The sequence below is a fragment of the Sphingobacterium sp. GW821-FHT03E03 genome (assembly GCF_059420745.1).
The window spans coordinates 1-20,586 of the sequence record NZ_JBWKUH010000047.1; the positions used below are offsets into that span (position 1 = coordinate 1).

General features: G+C 45.8%; 10 protein-coding genes. 9 read left to right on the forward strand and 1 reads right to left on the reverse strand.

Annotation, left to right across the window (positions count from 1 at the left end; translation table 11 throughout):
* Positions 1–128 precede the first annotated feature (128 nt).
* The 9 genes from AC07UV_RS25180 (at position 129) to AC07UV_RS25220 (ending at position 18,972) form a co-directional block, all read left to right on the forward strand.
* Positions 129–950, forward strand: coding sequence for a M12 family metallopeptidase (locus AC07UV_RS25180; protein ID WP_282254371.1), 822 nt, complete (start codon positions 129–131; stop codon positions 948–950).
* A gap of 59 nt (positions 951–1,009) precedes the next feature.
* Positions 1,010–1,906, forward strand: a complete 897-nt coding sequence (locus tag AC07UV_RS25185; protein WP_495185770.1) for a hypothetical protein — start codon at positions 1,010–1,012, stop codon at positions 1,904–1,906.
* Positions 1,907–2,012: 106 nt separating this feature from the next.
* Positions 2,013–6,023 (forward strand): two-component regulator propeller domain-containing protein, encoded by a 4,011-nt coding sequence (locus AC07UV_RS25190; protein WP_495185771.1) that lies wholly within the window; start codon positions 2,013–2,015, stop codon positions 6,021–6,023.
* 181 nt (positions 6,024–6,204) lie between these two features.
* Entirely contained in the window at positions 6,205–9,066 is a 2,862-nt protein-coding gene (locus tag AC07UV_RS25195; RefSeq protein WP_495185772.1) for a glycoside hydrolase family 31 protein, read from the forward strand.
* A gap of 29 nt (positions 9,067–9,095) precedes the next feature.
* The gene (locus tag AC07UV_RS25200) at positions 9,096–12,233 is read left to right on the forward strand and encodes a SusC/RagA family TonB-linked outer membrane protein (protein WP_495185773.1); all 3,138 of its coding nucleotides are present in this window, start codon (positions 9,096–9,098) and stop codon (positions 12,231–12,233) included.
* 12 nt (positions 12,234–12,245) lie between these two features.
* Complete coding sequence (locus AC07UV_RS25205; protein WP_282254366.1) at positions 12,246–13,874, forward strand: RagB/SusD family nutrient uptake outer membrane protein; 1,629 nt, start codon at positions 12,246–12,248, stop codon at positions 13,872–13,874.
* A gap of 51 nt (positions 13,875–13,925) precedes the next feature.
* Complete coding sequence (locus AC07UV_RS25210; RefSeq protein ID WP_495185774.1) at positions 13,926–14,864, forward strand: hypothetical protein; 939 nt, start codon at positions 13,926–13,928, stop codon at positions 14,862–14,864.
* A 49-nt stretch (positions 14,865–14,913) separates the two neighbouring features.
* Positions 14,914–16,494, forward strand: coding sequence for a glycoside hydrolase family 43 protein (locus tag AC07UV_RS25215; RefSeq protein ID WP_495185775.1), 1,581 nt, complete (start codon positions 14,914–14,916; stop codon positions 16,492–16,494).
* A 3-nt stretch (positions 16,495–16,497) separates the two neighbouring features.
* Positions 16,498–18,972 (forward strand): glycoside hydrolase family 2 TIM barrel-domain containing protein, encoded by a 2,475-nt coding sequence (locus AC07UV_RS25220; protein WP_495185776.1) that lies wholly within the window; start codon positions 16,498–16,500, stop codon positions 18,970–18,972.
* Positions 18,973–19,223: 251 nt separating this feature from the next.
* Here the strand turns inward: AC07UV_RS25220 and AC07UV_RS25225 are convergent, their stop codons facing one another.
* Positions 19,224–20,576 carry a DUF3472 domain-containing protein gene (locus AC07UV_RS25225; protein WP_495185777.1) on the reverse strand — a complete coding sequence of 451 codons (1,353 nt, stop codon included), beginning with the start codon at positions 20,574–20,576 and terminating at the stop codon, positions 19,224–19,226.
* Between the last annotated feature and the right edge of the window lie 10 nt (positions 20,577–20,586).

A 20,586-nucleotide genomic window follows, 5' to 3' on the forward strand; every position in this document is an offset into this window, starting at 1 on the left:
GTTTCAATAAATATAATTTTTTAGCTTTGGCTTAGTGTAACAGGAGTGTTACATTTATGGTTGTTAGTTTTTCATGTGGCCACGTTGTAAGCTGACTTAAATTATGATTGATTAAAAAATTAGAACGTATGGAATTAAGAAAAAAAATCCTATTTGGATTGATCATTTCCGCTTCGGCTACGCTCGTAGCTTGCAACAAAAATGCAGACAGTACAGAAGCCCCACAAGATTCTGAAGAACTGAAAGTTGTTTCAAAAGCCGACATACCAGCCGGCTTTAAAGATGCACATGTCTGTAAAGACGTCTATTTGCCTGGGGGTACAGATCCTAGAGGCGCGGTGATCAGTGCAAAAAAATGGACTAATGGCAGTGTCATCACCGTACGCTTGTATGGTGGATCGACCAAAGTACGCCAAAAAGTAATGCAATACGCCAACGAATGGTCCCAATACGCCAATATTACCTTTCGCTTTGTTACCAGTGGTAAAGCACAGTTAAGAGTTACCTTCACCGATGGTGCTGGATCTTACTCGTATATCGGTACCGACGCATTGCGCATTGCTTCTAATCAGGAAACTATGAATTTTGGCTGGTTTGATGATAACACACCAGATTCCGAATTTAGCCGGACAGTCATCCACGAATTTGGCCATGCCCTGGGTATGATCCACGAACATCAGCATCCTTTGGCGGCCATTCCATGGGATAAAGACAAGGTATATACCTATTATGCCGGATATCCAAATTATTGGAGTAAAAGTGATGTCGATAATAATCTGTTTGCAAAATATGACACGACTCAGACGCAATATAGCAGCTATGATCCGAGTTCAATCATGCATTATTCTGTCAGCAGCGCATTAACGACCAATGGTTTTAGTGTTGGCAACAATACGGTACTGTCCGCAACGGACAAGTCCTTTATTGGGCAGGTCTATCCTAAAAATTAATTATTAAGCTGATCTTTTCATACACTCCGGTATATCGGGGTGTATGATCTTTCTGGTGTATGAAAAAATATCTTGCTCTCTTCTGTTCGAGCTTGTTTGCTCTTGCTGCTCCTGCGCAGGAAAAAAAGTCTAAATTCACGATAATACCTGTTATAGGTTGGAATCAGGAAAAATTGGACTGGAATATTGCGGGTGATGAAAATGGACAAAATCCAAATATATTATCCGAACTCAAATGGCGGAAACTCAGGGGGCCTGAAATAGGAATTTCCTCAACTATAGCGTTATCCTCGGCTTTACAGGCCGAAGTTGCCTTTCGCCATTTTTGGATCAGCCAAGGTACCGTCAATGATGCTGATTATGCAAGCGATAATAGAGCTGTAAAAACTGCAGACTATGATTTCAAGGCCAATCGGGGTCATTCAAGCAATATCCGGGTTGAAATTTTTTACACGATCCGGACAACCGAAAAGTTGGCATTTGCAGCACATACCGGTTATTTTGGTCGCTATCAAACGTTATATATGCTGGATGGCGCACAACCACTTGTGGAGAGTAAGGAACTGAAAAGTACTTATAAACCCCGATGGCATGGTCTCATTTTGGGATTAAAGACTGATTATCATACTGATCACTGGAGTCTGCTGCTCGATGTCAGCGGCATTTATTTCCCCCGTTATTCCGCAAATGCCAATTGGAACCTGCAGGAGGATTTTAACCATCCCATTAGCTTTTCCCATAAAGCAAAAGGTATGGGCTGGGAAGTGAACTTCCGGTTGGAGCGTCAAGTTACCAAATCAATTTTCCCATTTGTACAGATCGGTTATACAGGCCTGAGTACCAGAACAGGTACAGACCAACTGTTTAAGTCTGATGGTACCAGCACGATAAGTCAGCTGAATGCTGTTCATTCTTCGAGCCTTCGGTTGGGATTGGGTGTCCACATGAAGTTTTAGTTTAGAAAATATAGACCATACATGTCCGTATATTATTTTTGATAAAAAGAGGTTTGGTATTTGTTGTATTTGCTCAATTTTTGTATCATTGAGCATATCATAACCAATGCAGCAGCTTAACTCATTTTTACACTTTACACTATCCATATTCCTGTTTATTCTACTGGGCCAACCAGAAGCATTTAGCCAGGATAATACCTATGCATTCAAGACCTTAACATCCGATCAGGGGCTTATTCATAACCACGTGAATTGTGCGCTACGAGATAAGTATAATTACCTTTGGTTTGGTACCGAATCTGGCTTAAGTCGTTTTGACGGCCAGCAGTTTACCAATTTTCGGTATTCGGCCGGTAAAGGTAGCGGGTTGAGTGCCAATGTTATTTCAGGAATCTTCGATGGTCCTGAAGGCAATATCTGGATCAGGACCAGTAGCCAAATGAATATCTACAATCAGCGGTCTGGCAAGATCATCCAAGAGCTTGATTCCGTATTGACAAATCTGCGCTTGCCTGTAAAAGATGTCTATACGATCCGTGCATTAGATGAACACAACTTTGTGCTCTTGTACAGTGACCGTACGCTGCTACTCTATGATAGCCAAAAGAAATCTTATCGAACTGTTCCCCAATTGAGCAAGGATAGTAGAATTACTGATGTAATTGAAGGGCGGGGGCAGGCGATCTGGTTAATCTATGAAAATGGCTTGTTGGGCCTTGTCGATACAAAGTCATTGAAAAGCAGGCAAACAATCCAGCTGCCTATTGGTATTAAAAGTGTAAATTTTAATTTATTCGCCGATAACGAGGGAGACCTTTGGATTTACTCAAAGGATATTCCAATTGGTGTCTATAATCTTGAAGTGAAAAGCTGGTCGACTAGACACCTGGAAAGGGAGTTGTCTAATCCCTTTGTCGGGAATGTCACTCAGGATGACGCTGGTCTTATCTGGCTAGGGACCGATCATGGTGGCATTAATGTGTACAATAAGAAAAATCAGCGTATAGAGATTATCGATCATGATGGCTATGACTTGCGCAGTCTTCCTTACAACAGTATCACTTGTCTGTACAAAGATCACTCGGGGATTATCTGGGCTGGTACCTATAAGGGTGGCATCAGTTATTATCATCCCAACCTGTTGTTGTTTCCCTTAGTAAAAAACCATTCCGGCTTGCCCAAATCGCTTCCATATGATGATGTCAATAAGTTTGTCGAAGACAAAAAGGGCAACCTCTGGATCGGCACCAATGGTGGCGGACTGTTGTATTACGACAGTACAAAAAAGACCTTTACACAGTATCTCCATGATCCTGGCGATCCAAATAGTTTAAGCAGCAATGTGATTGTTTCACTACTTTTGGATGCGGAGGGCTTATTATGGATCGGGACTTATAGGGGAGGAATGTGCCGTTTTGATGGTAAAAATTTTAAGGTTTTCCATCGGGATGCTGGTCCAGGAAAACTAAACGATGATAGTGTATGGGAAATCTACACAGATAGCTTTAATCGTTTCTGGGTAGGTACACTCAGCACCGGACTATATCAATTTGATAAGAAAACAGAACACTTTTCCAAGACCTACAATACCGGAGGTGAAACTATTAAAAATAGTTATATCTCCGTAATCTTTGAGGATTCGAAAAAAAGACTGTGGATCGGTACCGCGACTGGGTTAGTGGTATTGAACCCTGATGGGAAGGTTAAAAATATCACGAGCAGCAGTTCGCCAATCAAGCTCCTGAACGATCTGATCTATGATGTGAAGGAGGATAAAAAAGGACGCATCTGGGTGGCTACACAAGAGGGACTGCACATAATCGCAGGCGACAAAATAAGCTATCTGACCGAGCAAGATGGACTCGGCGATGATGCAATCCTGGCTTTATTGACCGATTACCAAGGTAATATTTGGGCTTCCAGCAATAAAGGTTTATCCAAGATTGTGGAAACGGGGTCGCCAGAGAAATTTATTATCCGCAATTTTACACAAGAATTAGGCCTGCAGGGCAATGTTTTCAATGAGAATGCGGCCTTAACATTACGGGATGGTCGATTAGTTTTTGGCGGACCAAAGGGTTTTAATTTTATTGATCCTGCAAAAATTAGGGCGGAGCATACACTGGTATTACCAGTGCTCTCCAATCTATATCTTTTCAACAAACAAATTGCCGTAGGCGAGGAATTCTCTGGTCGTGTGATTTACGATCAATCTCTTCAAAACCTAAAAGAACTGAATTTGTCCTATAACCTTAACGCTCTTTCCGTCGAACTATCAACTTTCGATTACCTGCAGCAACATATGGGTTTCTATCAATATCAACTGCTGGGACTAAGTGATGAATGGTTTGACTTTGAACCGGGGACAATGCGGGCCAGTTTTACCAATCTGGACTCCCGAAAGTATCGTTTATACATCAGGCAGGCCATCGGTTCCAATAATTGGTCCGAACGGGTGCTGCTGCTGACGATTGATATCCAGCCGCCTTTTTGGCGCTCAAACTGGGCTTTTGTGCTTTATGCTACAGTAGTATTAACCCTGCTTTGGGCATTTTATTATTGGACAAAGCTACGGGTTAAGACACGTAACCAACTTTATTTGGCGAAAGAGCAGGCCTTGCAGGCTAAAGAACTGGATGCCATGAAAACGCGTTTCTTTACCAATATCAGCCATGAATTCCGTACACCAATCAGTTTGATTCTGACACCGGCTCAGCAATTGCTGGACGAAGAACAGGACGCCAGCAAAAAGACTGATCTTACCCTCATAAAGAAAAATGCAGATCGTCTGCTTAAATTGGTGAATCAGCTGCTGGACTTCCGAAAGCTAGAAAAAAGTGAACTGGAGCGGAATGAGGAGTACGGTGATCTAATGGAATTTATACGCCAACAACTCAGTTCATTCGTTGGACTGGCGCAACTTAATCAGATCCGTTTTCAGGTACATATTGCACCAGAGGGACAAGCCGGATGGTTTGACAAGCATAAGCTGGAAAGCATTCTCCATAATCTGGTCTCCAACGCGATCAAATTTAGCCCAACGGCTGGTGAGGTCGTCTGTAGAGTAGAGCTGACAGCTGGTGAAAAAGGACAAGTACTTCATATTGAAATTCAGAATTCAGGTGCACCAATTCCCGAATCACTGCAGTCCCGTGTTTTTGAACGCTATTTTCAGCTAGAAGTGCCCAATGGGAAATTAAACCAGGGAACAGGCATTGGCCTGTCTATCGTGAAAGATTATATCGAATTTCTTGGTGGTAACATCGAGCTAACAAGTAATCCAGAATGGACAACATTCACAGTGAATTTACCTATACAACATAGTGAGATGATTATTGAGCCGCAGAAAAACGGCCACTCAGATAAACCCTGTATTCTGGTGGTCGAGGATGATGTTGATTTCTTGCTTTACTTAGAGCGCACGCTGCAGACGGACTATATCATATTTACCTCGGCTACTGTAGCCGAAGCGAAAGCATGCCTGTTGAAGCAAAAGGTCGATCTGGTGGTGACCGACTTGAACTTACCCGTTGAAAGTGGGCTGGATCTCTGCCTTCATATCAAAAAACAGGCAAAGCTGACGTATATTCCGGTCCTTATTGTAACAGCGGTGGTCAACCAGCAGCTCGCCGTCGAAGCACTACAGGCAGGTGCAAGTGATTACATCAACAAACCTTTCCATATCGGTTTACTGCGTTCCAAAATCGCGCAGATCCTCAGCCAACAACAAAACCTGGTAAAACGATATAAAAAACAGATTCAGGTGAATCTGTCACAGCCGGAGATCGAATCCGCGGATGAGCAGTTTATACGGGCACTGGTCAGGGAAATCGAGCAGGACCTCAGCGACTCCACGCTCTCAGTGGAACTACTGGCAAAACGCCTGCACATCACCCGAGTTGGACTCTATAAAAAAGTACTCGCCATTACCGGCTATTCGCCCATGGAATATATCCGGCATATCAGGCTGAAACGGGCCATGCATCTCGTCCAGAATTCCAAATTATCCATGGCAGAAATTACTTATGAAGTGGGATTTGGCAATCCAAAGCAATTCAGCAAATATTTTAAATCCGCCTTTGGCAACCTACCTTCTTTTTACCGTAAAAAGCTTTAAGTCATTTAATTAACTATCAACCCATCTAATCACTGCCTGCTGTATGTTAACAAATTACCCCCTAAAAGTTAACAAATCATAGCCTTAAGACAACCGGTTGCATCATATCTTTGATTTGTTCTTTCGTTTGGGAAGGACATCAATAACCAAGGGAATACAGTAACCAATAAATCTTATTTTAATGCGCAACATAACGTATGCTTTAAACGGTTTGATGCTCTTTGCAATCGTGCATCAGGGATTCGCACAAACTCACAAAGCTCAGCTTGAAAAAATGGCCACTGGCATAAGGGTCAGTTTCAAAAACTCCGAAACATCAATAGACCAGGACATCTATCTGGACGCCATCACGGATAAGATCGTACGGGTAACGGTAGTTCCTAGCGGAGCTGTCTTACCGAAACTGCAGAGCTTGGTCATCGTAGACTCATTGCATCGGCAGCTGAAATCACTGACCATAGGATCAAACGATTCTACTGCCACGATACTGACAGCCGATCTGCGGGCTATGGTTTCATTGCAGACTGGTAAGGTGGAGTTTTATGACTTAAAGGGCCGTCCCATTCTGAAAGAGGCAAAGCGAAATTCCAGTTCCTTTACTGCCATTAGCCACAATGGGGATGCTTTTTATCGCCTCAACCAGGACTTTATTGTCAGTCCTGAAGAGGGTATATATGGTCTTGGGCAGCATCAGAACGCTGTCATGAACTACAACCGTGGAAAACAGGTCACCCTCCTGCAGTATAATACTGAAATCGGAATTCCATTTTTGCTTTCAACCAACAACTATGGCTTGCTCTGGCATAACTATTCCATCACCAAAGCGGGTGATGTACGTCCTTTATTGCCGCTGAATGCATTGAAACTTTCATCTAAGGAGGGGCAAGAGGGCTGGCTGACGGCGACCTACATGAATCGAAATAACGATAAGGTATACCTTTCACGACCGGAGTCGATCATTGATTATGGTTATTTAACGGATCAGCACAAGTTTCCCAAAGATGTGAAGCTTGCGGATAGTAAGGTCGTTTATGAGGGTACCTTGGCTTCACCCTATACGGGCAAGCACGTGCTGCACTTCAAATACTCGGGCTATATGAAGGTGTGGATCGATGGCGATCTTGTCGCTGACCGCTGGCGGCAGTCCTGGAATGCCGGTACTTTTGAGCTTGAAAAGATCCTGGAAAAAGACCAGGCGCACCAGATACGGATGGAGTGGATCCCGGATGGGAGTGAGTCATACTTTACCTTAAATTGGCAGAGCCCAATTCCTGCAGTGCGGCAGAACCTCTTTTCCTTCAATTCCGAAGCCGGGGATGCAATTGACTATTATTTTGTCCATGGCACATCCATGGACGATGTGATCGGTGGTTATCGGCATTTGTCTGGCAAAGCGCCGATTATGCCGATCTGGAGTTTTGGTTTTTGGCAGAGCCGCGAGCGTTATAAAACGCAAGCGGAAATCGAGCAGACAGCCGCGGAATTTCGCAAGCGGAAGATTCCGATTGACAACATTGTGCAGGACTGGTCTTATTGGTCAGAAAATGACTGGGGAAGCCAACAATTTGATCCTAATCGCTTTCCTGATCCGAAGGCGATGGTGAAGAAATTGCATGATCAAAATTTGAAGATCATGATCTCCGCCTGGCCAAAGATCAATGAAGAATCCAATGTATACGCCGAGTTTAAAACCAACAAGTGGATTTACCCACGGAATATTTACGATGGTCGCAAAGATTGGATCGGCAAGGGCTATACCTCAACATTTTATGATCCCTTTAACCAGGGCGCAAGGGATGCCTTCTGGAAGCTATTGGACAACAACTTGTTTAAAATAGGCATCGATGCCTGGTGGATGGACGCCAGTGAACCGGATATTCATTCGAATATTGATCTAGATGAACGTAAAGCAGTTTTCCAACCCAGCATCGGCTCTTCAGTGCGCTACTATAATGCCTTCCCGCTGCAAAATGCAAAAGGTATTTACGAAGGCCAGCGGGCAACAGATCCAAATAAACGAGTTTTTATCCTGACGCGTTCATTTTTTGCCGGTCAGCAGCGCTATGCGGCGGCGGCCTGGAGCGGGGACATCGCATCCCGATGGCATGATATGAAAGACCAGATTGCTGGCGGAATAAATTTCTCCATGTCGGGTACACCGTATTGGACAATGGATGCTGGCGGATTCCTGGTCGAAAACAGGTTCCATAAACCTAATACGTCGGATCTGGAAGAATGGCGCGAGCTCAATAGTCGCTGGTACCAGTATGGTACATTCTTACCACTATTCCGCGCGCATGGCCAATTCCCTTACCGTGAGCCTTATCACATTGCACCCGAGGAACACCCGGCTTATAAGAGTATGCTCTATTCAATCAATTTGCGCTATAAATTGCTGTCCTATAACTACAGTCTGGCGGCAAAGACCTTTTTCGAGGATTATTCCATGATCCGAGGGTTGGCCATGGATTTTCCGATGGATAAAGCAGGATTTGATCCTAATGACCAGTATCTCTGGGGACCTGCATTATTAATCAACCCGGTTACCGAGAAAGGTGCAACAAGCCGGAAAGTACATTTTCCAAAGGGTGCCGACTGGTACGATCTATACGATGGCAAAAAAGTAAGCGGTGGCCTGGACCTGCTGGTCAATGCACCCTATGATCGTATTCCCGTGTATGCAAAAGCTGGTGCCATCGTTCCGATAGGTCAGCAGCTGCAATACACAACGGAGAAAAAGCAAACTGTCCTGGATCTATATGTCTATGCCGGAGCCGATGGTCAGTTTTCACTCTACGAAGATGAAGGCAATAATTATAATTACGAAAAGGGAAAATACAGTCGCATTGATATCCGCTATGATCACAGCACAAGCACCTTATCATTGGCTGATCGCACAGGTGATTTTGAGGGTATGTTGCGCGACAGAAAATTCAATATCATTTTTGTCAATGACAAAAATACTGTGGGTATCGACAGCAGCACAAGAAAGTCAACAGCAGTCGCTTATAACGGAAAAGCCTTACAGGTGAAATTAAAATAATGTAAAAACCAATTTATAAATCAAATCATATGATAAGCAAACAATTGTTGAGCAGGGGCGTGGCCGTGGTGGTCATGACCGGCATGACCTCGCTGGTCTGGGCACAGTCCTTTACAGGATCGGTTGTTTCCGCTGATTCAGGCTTGCCGATCGGGGGAGCAAGTATTAAAATAAAGAATCAGCAGATCTCAACAAGCACGGATGAGTCGGGTAAGTTCTCATTGCAGGCCGCAAAAGGAAGCGTGCTAACGATATCTTACGTGGGCTATAAAACGCAGGAGATTACAGTTACTGGAGCGAACAGCGTCATCCGCCTGCAACCCATCACTTCGGATCTGGAAGAAGTAGTGGTCATCGGTTACGGTGTGCAAAAGAAAAAGCTCAATACTGGTGCAAACTTGAAAGTCGAAGGCGAGGAATTGCAAAAAAGAAATCAGCTGAACCCCTTACAGTCACTTCAGGGGCAAGCACCGGGTGTTTCAATTACATCCACTTCCGGTCAGCCCGGAGCGGATATGAAAGTGGTCGTCCGTGGATTGGGAACGATTGGTAATTCAGGACCGCTATACGTCATTGATGGTGTGCCGGGCGGCGATATTTCGGTATTGAACGCAGCAGATATCCAATCTATCGATGTGCTCAAAGACGCCGCCTCGGCAGCGATATACGGTTCGCAGGCTGCCAATGGGGTCGTGTTGGTAACCACCAAGATGGGGGCCGCCGGTAAAAGCCAGCTGTCCTTTGACGGCTATACCGGTATCCAGAATGTTTCACGTAAGGCGAAATTACTGGATGCCCATCAGTATAAAACAATTATGAATGAGCAATCCCTCAATTCGGGTGCTTCGACAATCAATTTTGATGGCATGCAAGGACTGGCCAACACCAGCTGGCTGGATTATATGTTCAAGGACAATGCGAAAATGGACAATTATAATGTAGCTCTGACCGGTGGTACCGAAAAATCCACTTATGCGCTGTCGATGAACTACATCAGTCAGGAGGGGATCGTCGGTGGTAAAGACGTATCCAATTATCAGCGTTATGGTTTCCGGACAAATTCGGAACATAAACTGTTTGACAATTTTGTCAAAATCGGGCAGCACCTCAATTTCAATTACATTAAAAACCGGGGCATCGGTGTGGGCAACCAATACAATAATACTTTACGGGGTGCTTTCACCACTTCGCCGCTGTCACCGGTCTATTCGGACAACGGACTGTATGGCAGCCCCTTCAATGATACCTCCAACTCACCGTGGTACAATGGAGATAGCAATCCGTATGGTGTGATGATGACCAATTCGAATAACAGCAACGATGGGCAGAAGTTACTCGCGGATGTCTTTGCAGAGATCGAACCGATCAAGGGACTGAAAATACGCTCCTTATTGGGCTTTAACTATTATGCATCGGAATACCGGAGCTTTACGCCCTTGTACCGTTTTTCCATTTACACCTACAATCAGGACCATACCACCACTTCCCAGAATATGAGCAAGGGGCATACATTGACCTGGACAAATACCGCTTCCTATGATTTTGATATCCAAACGGATCACCGCTTTTCGGCCATGATCGGAATGGAGTCGCTACGATATCAGGGAACGTACCTTTCGGGCTCAAACTGGAACCTGCTTTCGCAGTTCAACGATTTTGCACATGCCTATCTGGACAACACGACCGGACAGGCGCATCTGGATGAGAAAGGAAATGTGGTGGAGACCCGCACCGTATCGGGAAAACCGGAAAACGTCACACGTCGGGTTTCGTATTTCGGCCGCTTGGGCTACAACTACAAAGAAAAGTACCTGCTGAATGCTACCTTGCGTGCCGATGCTTCATCCAAATTTTCACGCGCCAACCGCTGGGGGTATTTCCCATCAGTATCAGCGGGCTGGGTGGTCTCTTCGGAAGATTTCTTTCAGGAGAACCTGGAGGGAATAAACTTTTTTAAACTCCGGGCATCCTGGGGCCAGGTGGGCAATCAGGACATTGCTGATTTCCAGTACGCCGCACCAATCAGCACCTCAACGGGAATCACCTCGTCCAATCCCGGAGCCCATTATGTGTTCGGCACCAGCAACAACAATATCTCTGGCGCCTATCCGAGTCGCCTGTCCAATCCCAACTTAACCTGGGAAACCTCCGAACAGACAAATATCGGATTTGATGCCAAGCTTGTACAAAACCGGCTGGACTTAGCGGCCGACTTTTATGTCAAAAAGACCAAAGACTGGCTGGTGACGGCGCCGGTGCTAGCGACTACAGGAACGCTGCCACCCTTTATCAATGGTGGCGATGTGAAAAATACCGGAGTCGAACTCGGACTCAATTGGTCGGATAAGGTGAACGAATTCAAGTACCGTTTTGGTGTCAATGGGGCATATAACAAAAATAAAGTTGGTCAGATCCCAACCGAAGACGGTATTATCCATGGTCAAACAGCGATGTTATACGACAATTCAGAGGAATTTTACCGCGCGGCAAATGGCCTGCCTATTGGTTATTTCTGGGGCTATAAGAGCGATGGTCTTTTCCAGAACCAGACCGAAATTGATGCCTGGAAAAATGCCGGAAAGGGCATTCTCCAAGCGGACGTCAAACCCGGTGACGTAAAATATGTGGATCAGAATAGTGACGGGATCATCAATGCCGCGGACAAGACCAATCTAGGGGTAGGTATGCCTAATTTTACCTATGGATTTAACATTGGACTAGATTACAAAGGATTTGATTTCTCGGTCAATGCTTACGGTTCTTTGGGCAATAAGATCGTGCAGTCTTACCGAAATCATACCAATAAACAGGCGAACTATACCTCCCGGATCCTAGACCGTTGGACGGGCGAAGGTACTTCCAATTCCATCCCGCGCGTGACTGAAACAAATGTCAACTGGCAGTTTTCGGACTTATACATTCAGGATGGCGATTTCCTGCGGATCAGCAATGTAACCCTGGGGTATGACCTTTCAAAACTGATCGGGTGGAAATACGCCAATCAGATCCGTTTCTATCTGCAGGGCCAGAATCTCTTCACTTTTACCAAATACGACGGCATGGATCCGGAAATCGGTTATGGTACGGACGGTTGGGTATCGGGCATTGACCTGGGCTATTACCCTAGACCACGGACTGTATTATTTGGTTTAAATGTTAAATTCTAAAATTGAGAAATCATGAAAAAAATAAACTATATCTCATATCCCATGTTGTTGGGATCCCTTTTATTGGGTTCCTGTTCGTCCAGTTTCCTGGATGTTGAACCTATGACAAGTGTTCTAGAGAGCAATTTTTATAAAACAATAGCAGATGCCGAAATGGCTTTGATCGGTTGTTATGACGGCTACCAACGGACCACCTCTAACGGTAGCCAAGCTTTTTATATCACCTCCGAAGTTGCCTCGGACAACTGTTTTGGAGGTACCGGGACAACAGATGGTCGCGCTTTTCAGGCAATAGACCGTTTTGATATTGGACAGTCCCAATCGGACAACAATATTTTCGATGGCACCTGGTCGGATTACTATTCAGGTATTTTTAGATGTAATACGCTGCTGGGAAAATTGGATGGCACAGATTTCTCGGGCAATACAACGGTACGCGCACGGATCGAAGGTGAAACACGGTTCCTGCGGGCGCTCCTGTACTTCGATCTCGTTCGCCTCTTCGAAAATATACCATTACTTACCAGTCCGACAAGCGATAATATCCCGCAGTCGGATCCCAAGGAAATCTATAAGCTGATTGTTTCGGACCTTAAATTTGCCGCAAGTAGCATCCCAGCGAATGCTTATCCAAAATCGGCCGCTGCAACCAACGACGGCCGGGCAACGCCTTTTGCTGCAAAAGCACTACTGGCAAGGGTTTATCTATTTTATTCAGGCTATTATGCCGCTGAAGATATTGGCATCTCCAAAGCCGAAGCGCTAGCGGGATTGGAAGAGATAATCAAAAGCGGCCAATTTGCTCTGGTCGCTGATTTTAAAAATCTATGGCCAGCAGCGAGTTATATTCCTAACGCCGCGGACAATACATTGGATATTTCCAAATATGCGGGCAAAGGAAATTCGGAAGTGGTATTTGCACAGAAATTTAACAATACATCAGATTACGAAGGTCATATCGATGGCAACCGCTGGGTCGTTTTCCTGGGCTTGAGAGGTAAGAATTGGTCGCCTTATGGCCAGGGATGGGGAGCATGTACCGTGAGCAAAAGTTTCTTCCATACCTTTGATAACAATGACACCAGAAAGACAGCTTCAATCATAGACATCAGCGGCGAGAAAATCCCTGATTTTGATCTGAAAGACCAGCGTGAATACACAGGATACGCCATCAAAAAATATGCACCAACAGCATTGCCGGATGGCACCACAAATACGGGTGGCGATAAGGATATGCAGTTGTCACAGGATCAGGATTACTTTGTAATCCGTTATGCGGACGTTTTGCTAATGGCAGCTGAACTGGGCTCATCTAATGCGCAGCAGTATTTTGACCAGGTGCGCAAACGGGCCTATAAAACGAATTTCGTAGCATTGCCCGTCTCAAAAAGTAATATCCTGAAAGAGCGGAATTTTGAATTTGCCTTTGAAGGTATCCGCTACTGGGATGTGCTGCGCCTGGGGCTTAATAATGCTGCCGCTATACTGGAAACATCCGAAGACGTACTTAGCGGATCGGCGCCCGATAAGGTCATTGTGACAAAAAATAAATTTTTGACCACACGGGGATTTATGCAGATCCCGAATAAGCAAATCACCCTTTCAAATGGTGTACTGAAACAGAACGCCGGATGGAATTAATAAAAAGTACCGATCAATGATCGCTTGGTTTAACGATATAAATCTATACAAATGAAAAAGATAATAAGCTATGCCATTGGCCTCTTTGCGCTGATGACCACGGTTGGGGCTTGTTCTCCGGAAAAATATGCATTGGGGGAGGTCGACATCAGTCCAGCACAGCTGGCCGAAGGAAAATCCTATACCGTGGAGCACGACGCCAATAATCCGAATATTGTTTATTTAACAAGTTTAATGGATCCCAAATACACGCCTTTATGGGAACACCCGCAGGGTCGCAGCCAGAATAAAAAGGTCACGTTGAAGATGCCTTTTCCGGGGGAATATAGCATCAGGTTTGGTATTGAAACCCGTGGTGGCATGGTCTATGGCGAGCCTGTAACGTTCAAGATTGACGAGATGTACGCCGAATTTATCAGTGACGAGACCTGGACTTTATTGAGCGGCGGCGCGGGAAAAGAAAAAACCTGGTACCTGGATTTGGACGCAAAGGGAGTCTCCCGTTATTTTAAAGGACCCATGTATTTTTATGGCACTGGCGACTGGTGGGGAACGATAAACAAGACCGGCGAACCATTGAACAACGACAGCTGGAGCTGGGAGCCAGATTGGAAAGGCAATAGCTGGTTGATGCCGGCGGGCGATTATGGCAGCATGACCTTCGACCTCAAAGGTGGCGCAAATGTAAATGTAAATGTAAATCATGCCATGCTGGATAAAGTGCAGAAGGGGGGGGTTAATATCGACACGGAGAAGAAAACCATGCGCTTGACCGGGGCGTCGCCGTTGCATGGCAAGCCGCAGGATGGGATCGTGGTCGATTGGGGTGACGTACGTATTATGTCACTGACGCAGAACACGATGCAACTGGCTGTATTAAGGGATCCTGTACTTTCGAATGACGGAGCGGCCATGCTGACCTTCAATTTTATTAGTAAGGAGTATAAAGAAATTTTAGGCCAAGCGGTATCGGATTCCCAAGCAAGATAGGAGGCAGCACATGAATAGGAATAAATTAACTTTTTTGCATAGGATATGCATGGCCTTGGCTAATTATTGCTGCCTGCTGCTATTCTTGACGGTACCGAGCTATGCGCAGACAGGATTTAAAAATCCGGTTATCCGTGGATTTAACCCAGATCCGAGTATCTGTCGCGTGGGCGATGACTATTACCTCGTGACCTCCTCCTTCGAGTATTTCCCAGGGCTTCCGATCTATCATAGTAAGGACCTAGTCAACTGGAAGCAGGTGGGGCACTGCCTGAACCGGGCGTCGCAGCTGAATCTCAAAGGGGTGAGTTCGTCCGGCGGGCTATTCGCACCATCAATACGCTATCACGATGGTCTATTCTATGTGATCTGTACCAATGTATCAGATAAGGGTAACTTTTATTGTACAACAAAAAATCCGGCTGGTCTCTGGAGCGATCCAATCTGGGTGGATATCAAAAGCATAGATCCGGACATCTTCTGGGATGAGGATGGTAAAAGCTATTTTGTGACTCAGGGGGACGAAGGTATCCGTGTGACCGCCATTGACTTGAGTACCGGCAAATTGACCTCAGCGGAAAAAGTAGTCTGGGCTGGTACAGGGGGGCGATTCCCCGAAGCACCCCATATCTACAAAAAAGACGGTTACTATTACCTACTATTGGGCGAAGGCGGCACAGAATATGCCCACAGCTCTAGTATTGGGCGGAGTCGCTCTATCTGGGGACCTTACGAATCCTGTCCACTCAACCCGATTCTATCCCATTCCAACCGTTTGGGACAGGGAAATCCCATTCAAGGGGTGGGTCATGCAGACCTGGTCCAGGCCGTTGATGGCTCCTGGTGGACTGTATTCTTGGGATTCCGTGTGACACAACAGTATAGCTATTACCATATACTGGGACGCGAGACATTCTTGGCACCGGTAAGCTGGCCCAAAGATGGCTGGCCACAAATCAACGGCAACGGAAAGGTCCAATTAGATATGGCTGTAAAAACCCCTCCAGCTGTGTCGGTGGCAGCCCCCGCACAGCGCGATGATTTCACTGCTGCGCAATTGGGCTTGCCATGGCAATATCTGCGCAATCCCGACTCATCAAAGTACTCTTTGACCGAACGCCGCGGAAGCCTCTGCCTGTATACAAGTCCGATTTCATTAAACGAAACGGAATCGCCCTCCTTTATCGGTCGTAGACAGACCGAACACGACTTTCAGGCCGGCGTAAAACTTGAACTTGTCGCCAACGCCGATCGGGAAGAAGCTGGTATAACACTGTATCAGAACAATTCACACCATTACGACTTCTTTCTCAGCCGCAAGGGAGGAACCTATATGCTGCAGCTGCGTGCAAAGGTAGGTTCCCTGCATTATATCGCGGCTGAAAAGGAAGTTGCGGGCAGCAAGGTAGAATTGCGTATCAGCGGAACGCCGTTGACGTACGCCTTTGCTTTTAAAGATGCAAAATCCAGTGGCTACAGCAAGTTGGCCAGCTTGGATACCCGTTATTTGAGTACCGAAGTAGCGGGCGGTTTTACGGGGGTAATGATCGGTCTGTATGCTAGCTCCAACGGGCAGACGACCAAAGCGAAAGTATTTTTTGATTGGTTTGATTATCAGCTATCTTCTTAACTTATGGAGCCATATAATTGCTATAATATTCTGCTGAAACTACTTTTATATAACAGGTATGGCCGACTACTGACTACAGTGGCAATTTGGCTGTTAATGACAGTACCCCTGATCGGACAATCCCGGCAGGAAACTATTTTTAATACCGGCTGGTGGTTTAAACTTGACAGCATCGGGCAACATAGTCATATACGGGACGGTAATGACTGGCGTCTGCTTGATCTACCGCACGACTGGAGCATCGAGATGCCTTTCCGAGCACACAGCCCCGCAGGTAGTGGGGCAGCTTATCTGGACGGTGGGGTCGGATGGTACCAAAAATCGTTTAAGCTGAGCAAGTCGGATAAAGCCCAACGGGTATTTATCAACTTCGAAGGTGTGTATGAGAACAGCGAAGTCTGGATCAATGGGCATCCGCTTGGGAAACGGCCAAACGGCTATATCGGATTTGAATATGAACTTTCGCCTTATTTACGTTGGGATGGCAAGGAAAATCTGCTTTCAGTCAAAGTGGACAACCATAAGCAGCCCAACTCTCGGTTCTATTCGGGCTCGGGGATCTATCGCGATGTGCGGTTGGTGATCCGTAATCCGGTCAGTATAGCCACAAACAGCACATTTGTTCAAGCTAGACAGCTCAGTGAAAAACGTGCTGTTGTCAGCCTGTCACTGGATATAGAACAAATCCCTCAGCAGACCAGAACACTTTCCCTGCGGACACAGCTTGTATCGCCCAAAGGTGTAGTAGTCGCCACTGAACAACATGTACTCGGCAAACGCGGACCAGGTGTCTATCCTTTCCAGCAGGAAATCATATTGGATAACCCGCTTTTGTGGGGAATAGAGACACCCCATCAGTATACTGCCCAAGTGCAGCTTCTGGCGGACGACCAAGTCCTGGATCAGCAGGACACCAAATTTGGCTTGCGCAATTTTAGCTTTGACCAGCAGCAGGGATTTATCCTGAACGGCAAGCGCCTCAAAATCCGCGGTGTCTGCCTGCATAGTGATCTTGGTGCCCTAGGAATGGCTTTTAACCGATCTGCAGCGTTACGGCAGCTGCGGATATTGAAAACAATGGGCGTCAACGGCATACGCACTTCCCATAATCCCGCGGCGCCGGCATTTTTGGATCTCTGTGACAGTTTGGGCTTTATTGTGATGAGTGAAACTTTTGATGTCTGGAAAGGGCATAAGAATCCCTTTGATTACCATTTGTATTGGGATCAATGGTTTCACCGGGATTTTGCCGACCAAGTTAAACGCGACCGGAACCATCCCTCGCTGTTTATCTGGTGCCTGGGCAATGAAGCACAGGAACAGTGGCATTCCAAAGCGGATGGTGCAGCGATTCCCAAGGCTTTAGCAGCAATTGTCGACAGCCTTGATGGTACCCGCCCAACAACCATTGCCAACAATGAAATGTCAAAAGAAAATCCTGTATTAATGAGTTCCGCCGTGGATATTATGGGCTACAATTATAACCATCAGAAATGGGCCAGTTTTACGACAGATCATCCAGGAAAGAAGTTTATCGTAACTGAAAGCACATCCGCACTGGAAAGCCGGGGCCAATATGATCTCGTACCTTACGATTCCATCCGAATGTGGCCTGAGCGATGGGATATCCCTTTCAACGGTGGCAATGGGGATAAAGCCATCTCAGCATACGACAACGTCTATACCCCCTGGGGATCGAGCCATCAGACTAGTCTACGCTTAATGGAACAGTATGATCATATCGCTGGAATGTACGTGTGGACAGGATTTGATTACCTTGGCGAACCAACGCCTTATACCTGGCCTGCACGGAGTTCGTATTTCGGGATCGTGGATTTAGCAGGGTTCCCGAAAGATGTCTATTACCTGTACCAAAGCGTCTGGACCGACAAGCCTGTCCTGCATGTGTTGCCACATTGGAACTGGAAACAGGGGGATAAGATTGATGTGGTGGTTTATTATAATCAGGCAGACCGTGTGGAACTATACCTAAACGGAAAAAAAATCCGTGAACAGTCCAGAGATACCAGCCGTTATGACCTTGTTTTTAAGGCGGTTGATTTTGAAGCTGGTGCACTTGAAGTGATTTCCTATCGGGGTCGCCAAAAGGTATTGAGCAAAATTGTCCGTACGGCAGGAAAGCCTTATCGGATCGAATTGTCAACCGAAAAATCCACACCTAATATGGTGGGCAATGAACTAACTTACGTACATGCCTATGTGCTGGACGAGCAGGGTACCATCGTGCCAGATTCAGCACATGATATTAGGTTTTTCCTTGAAGGAGAAGACGCAAGGATCGTGGCTACCGACAATGGCAATACAACTGATCTCAGGAGTTTTCAGTCGGCCTCACGGCAGGCATTTCATGGAAAAGCACTGGCCATCATCGCTATTAAAAATAAGGAAAAAATTGTTATTGTAAGAGCTGAAAGTAAAGGGCTTGTATCAGGGGAATTACAAATTGAAACAAAGTAGCAAAGCATCTAATTGGAGTATTAATTCTGCAAAAGAATGCGGGTTCAAATCATCACTAAGGTCATAAAGGAGATAGTGGACAATCAAAACCAGCGAGGATTTATCCATGCTTATTTTTTGCGTTCAGCTGTATGTATGTGAGGGTATCCAACGAGCGACCTTCGATACAATGTATAATCTAAGAAGGGCGGTATAGTTTATACTGCCCTTCTCGATTTTTATCACATAATGATCTCTTGTCGTTTTTCAGGCTATGGCAGTGTCGTAAGATCTATTGCAGGCGCAGCATTCCCATTGGTTACGGTAAACATAGTACCCGGGCTGACCACTGTATTGAAAAAACCACCATTTTTAAGGAAGAAACTATTTCCATTGCTGCCGCCCATGGCGTCGATGCGTTGGTTGCTGGAATAGGTTCCATCCACTGTAAATTTGGCCTGAACTACCGGCATCCATGTGCCCGAAGCTGTCCGTACCCATTGATTTTTATAATCTGCTGAGCGTCCAAGGTAACCGTTATCTGCATTAAAGTTTTCAAGGAAGCTATGGAAGTTGGTCAGATAAGTGGATATCTTGGGTCTTTTCCAGCTCGCAACCAGTACCCAGTTGTTGACCGAAGGGTCATTGAACCAAGCAGTAAAATCGGTGGCACCATTCCCATCAGGTTCTCCTTTAAGCAAGAATTTGTAGCTCTTGCCGCTTGTCCAACTATATTTCATATAACTCTGTCCACCAGAACCCTCGCCACCAAACTCGCCGGTCGTGGTGTTAGCTCCTTTACGGTTGAGTGTAATGCGGTCTTCAACCGGTATTTCAGCTGGATTGTCGGTGCTGTAGGGACTCCATACTGAAAACAGTACACGGCGCTCCGTAGCCGAATTGACCTGCATACCAAAATACCCTTGACCGAATCCATTGGCCATAAAGTATGACCCAATTTTATCTTCGCCAGTAGGGACATTGATCTCACTATAATAATAGGAGACCTGCTGGCTGGTCGGTACGGTGTACCCTAAGTGACAGGAAGGCCCTCGTCTTGACCAATAGTAGGTATTGTCGATATTATTGTCACTGTAGATCGCAGTACCTGTTGTCGCTGATCCGCTCAAAATAAGATGGGAAACATCGGCAAAGTAACCACCGGTTTTGGAAACTCCCTGCAGATCCATTTTAACATAACCACCAGCATTGACTGTATAGTTACCCACGGTATAATCCTTTACCGTGCCGCCCTTGAGGCTCAGTTGCTTGCTCACACCGTTGATGGTCAACTTGACCACGCTGCTGTCGCCATTGGGCAATACTTTGGCACGGATTTTCACACTTAATGTTCCTCCTTGTGGCAATTTAGCATAGGTACTCACAATGCTATTGGCATTGGTCCAGTTGGCTAAGCCGTTGCTATTGATGACTTCTGCTGCGCCGGAGGGTGCTGCAGTAACGAAGGCATTGCCACCTAGCGGAACTTCATAGCCGTTGGGACCTGGGGTGGCCGCCCGCAAGGACAGTTTTTCCTCTGCCTCTGATTTAACAATAGTTTTTTGACAGGAAACAAAACAGATCAGTGCCGCACCGAGCAATGCCGCAAATTTAATTTTTCTCATAATTTATCTT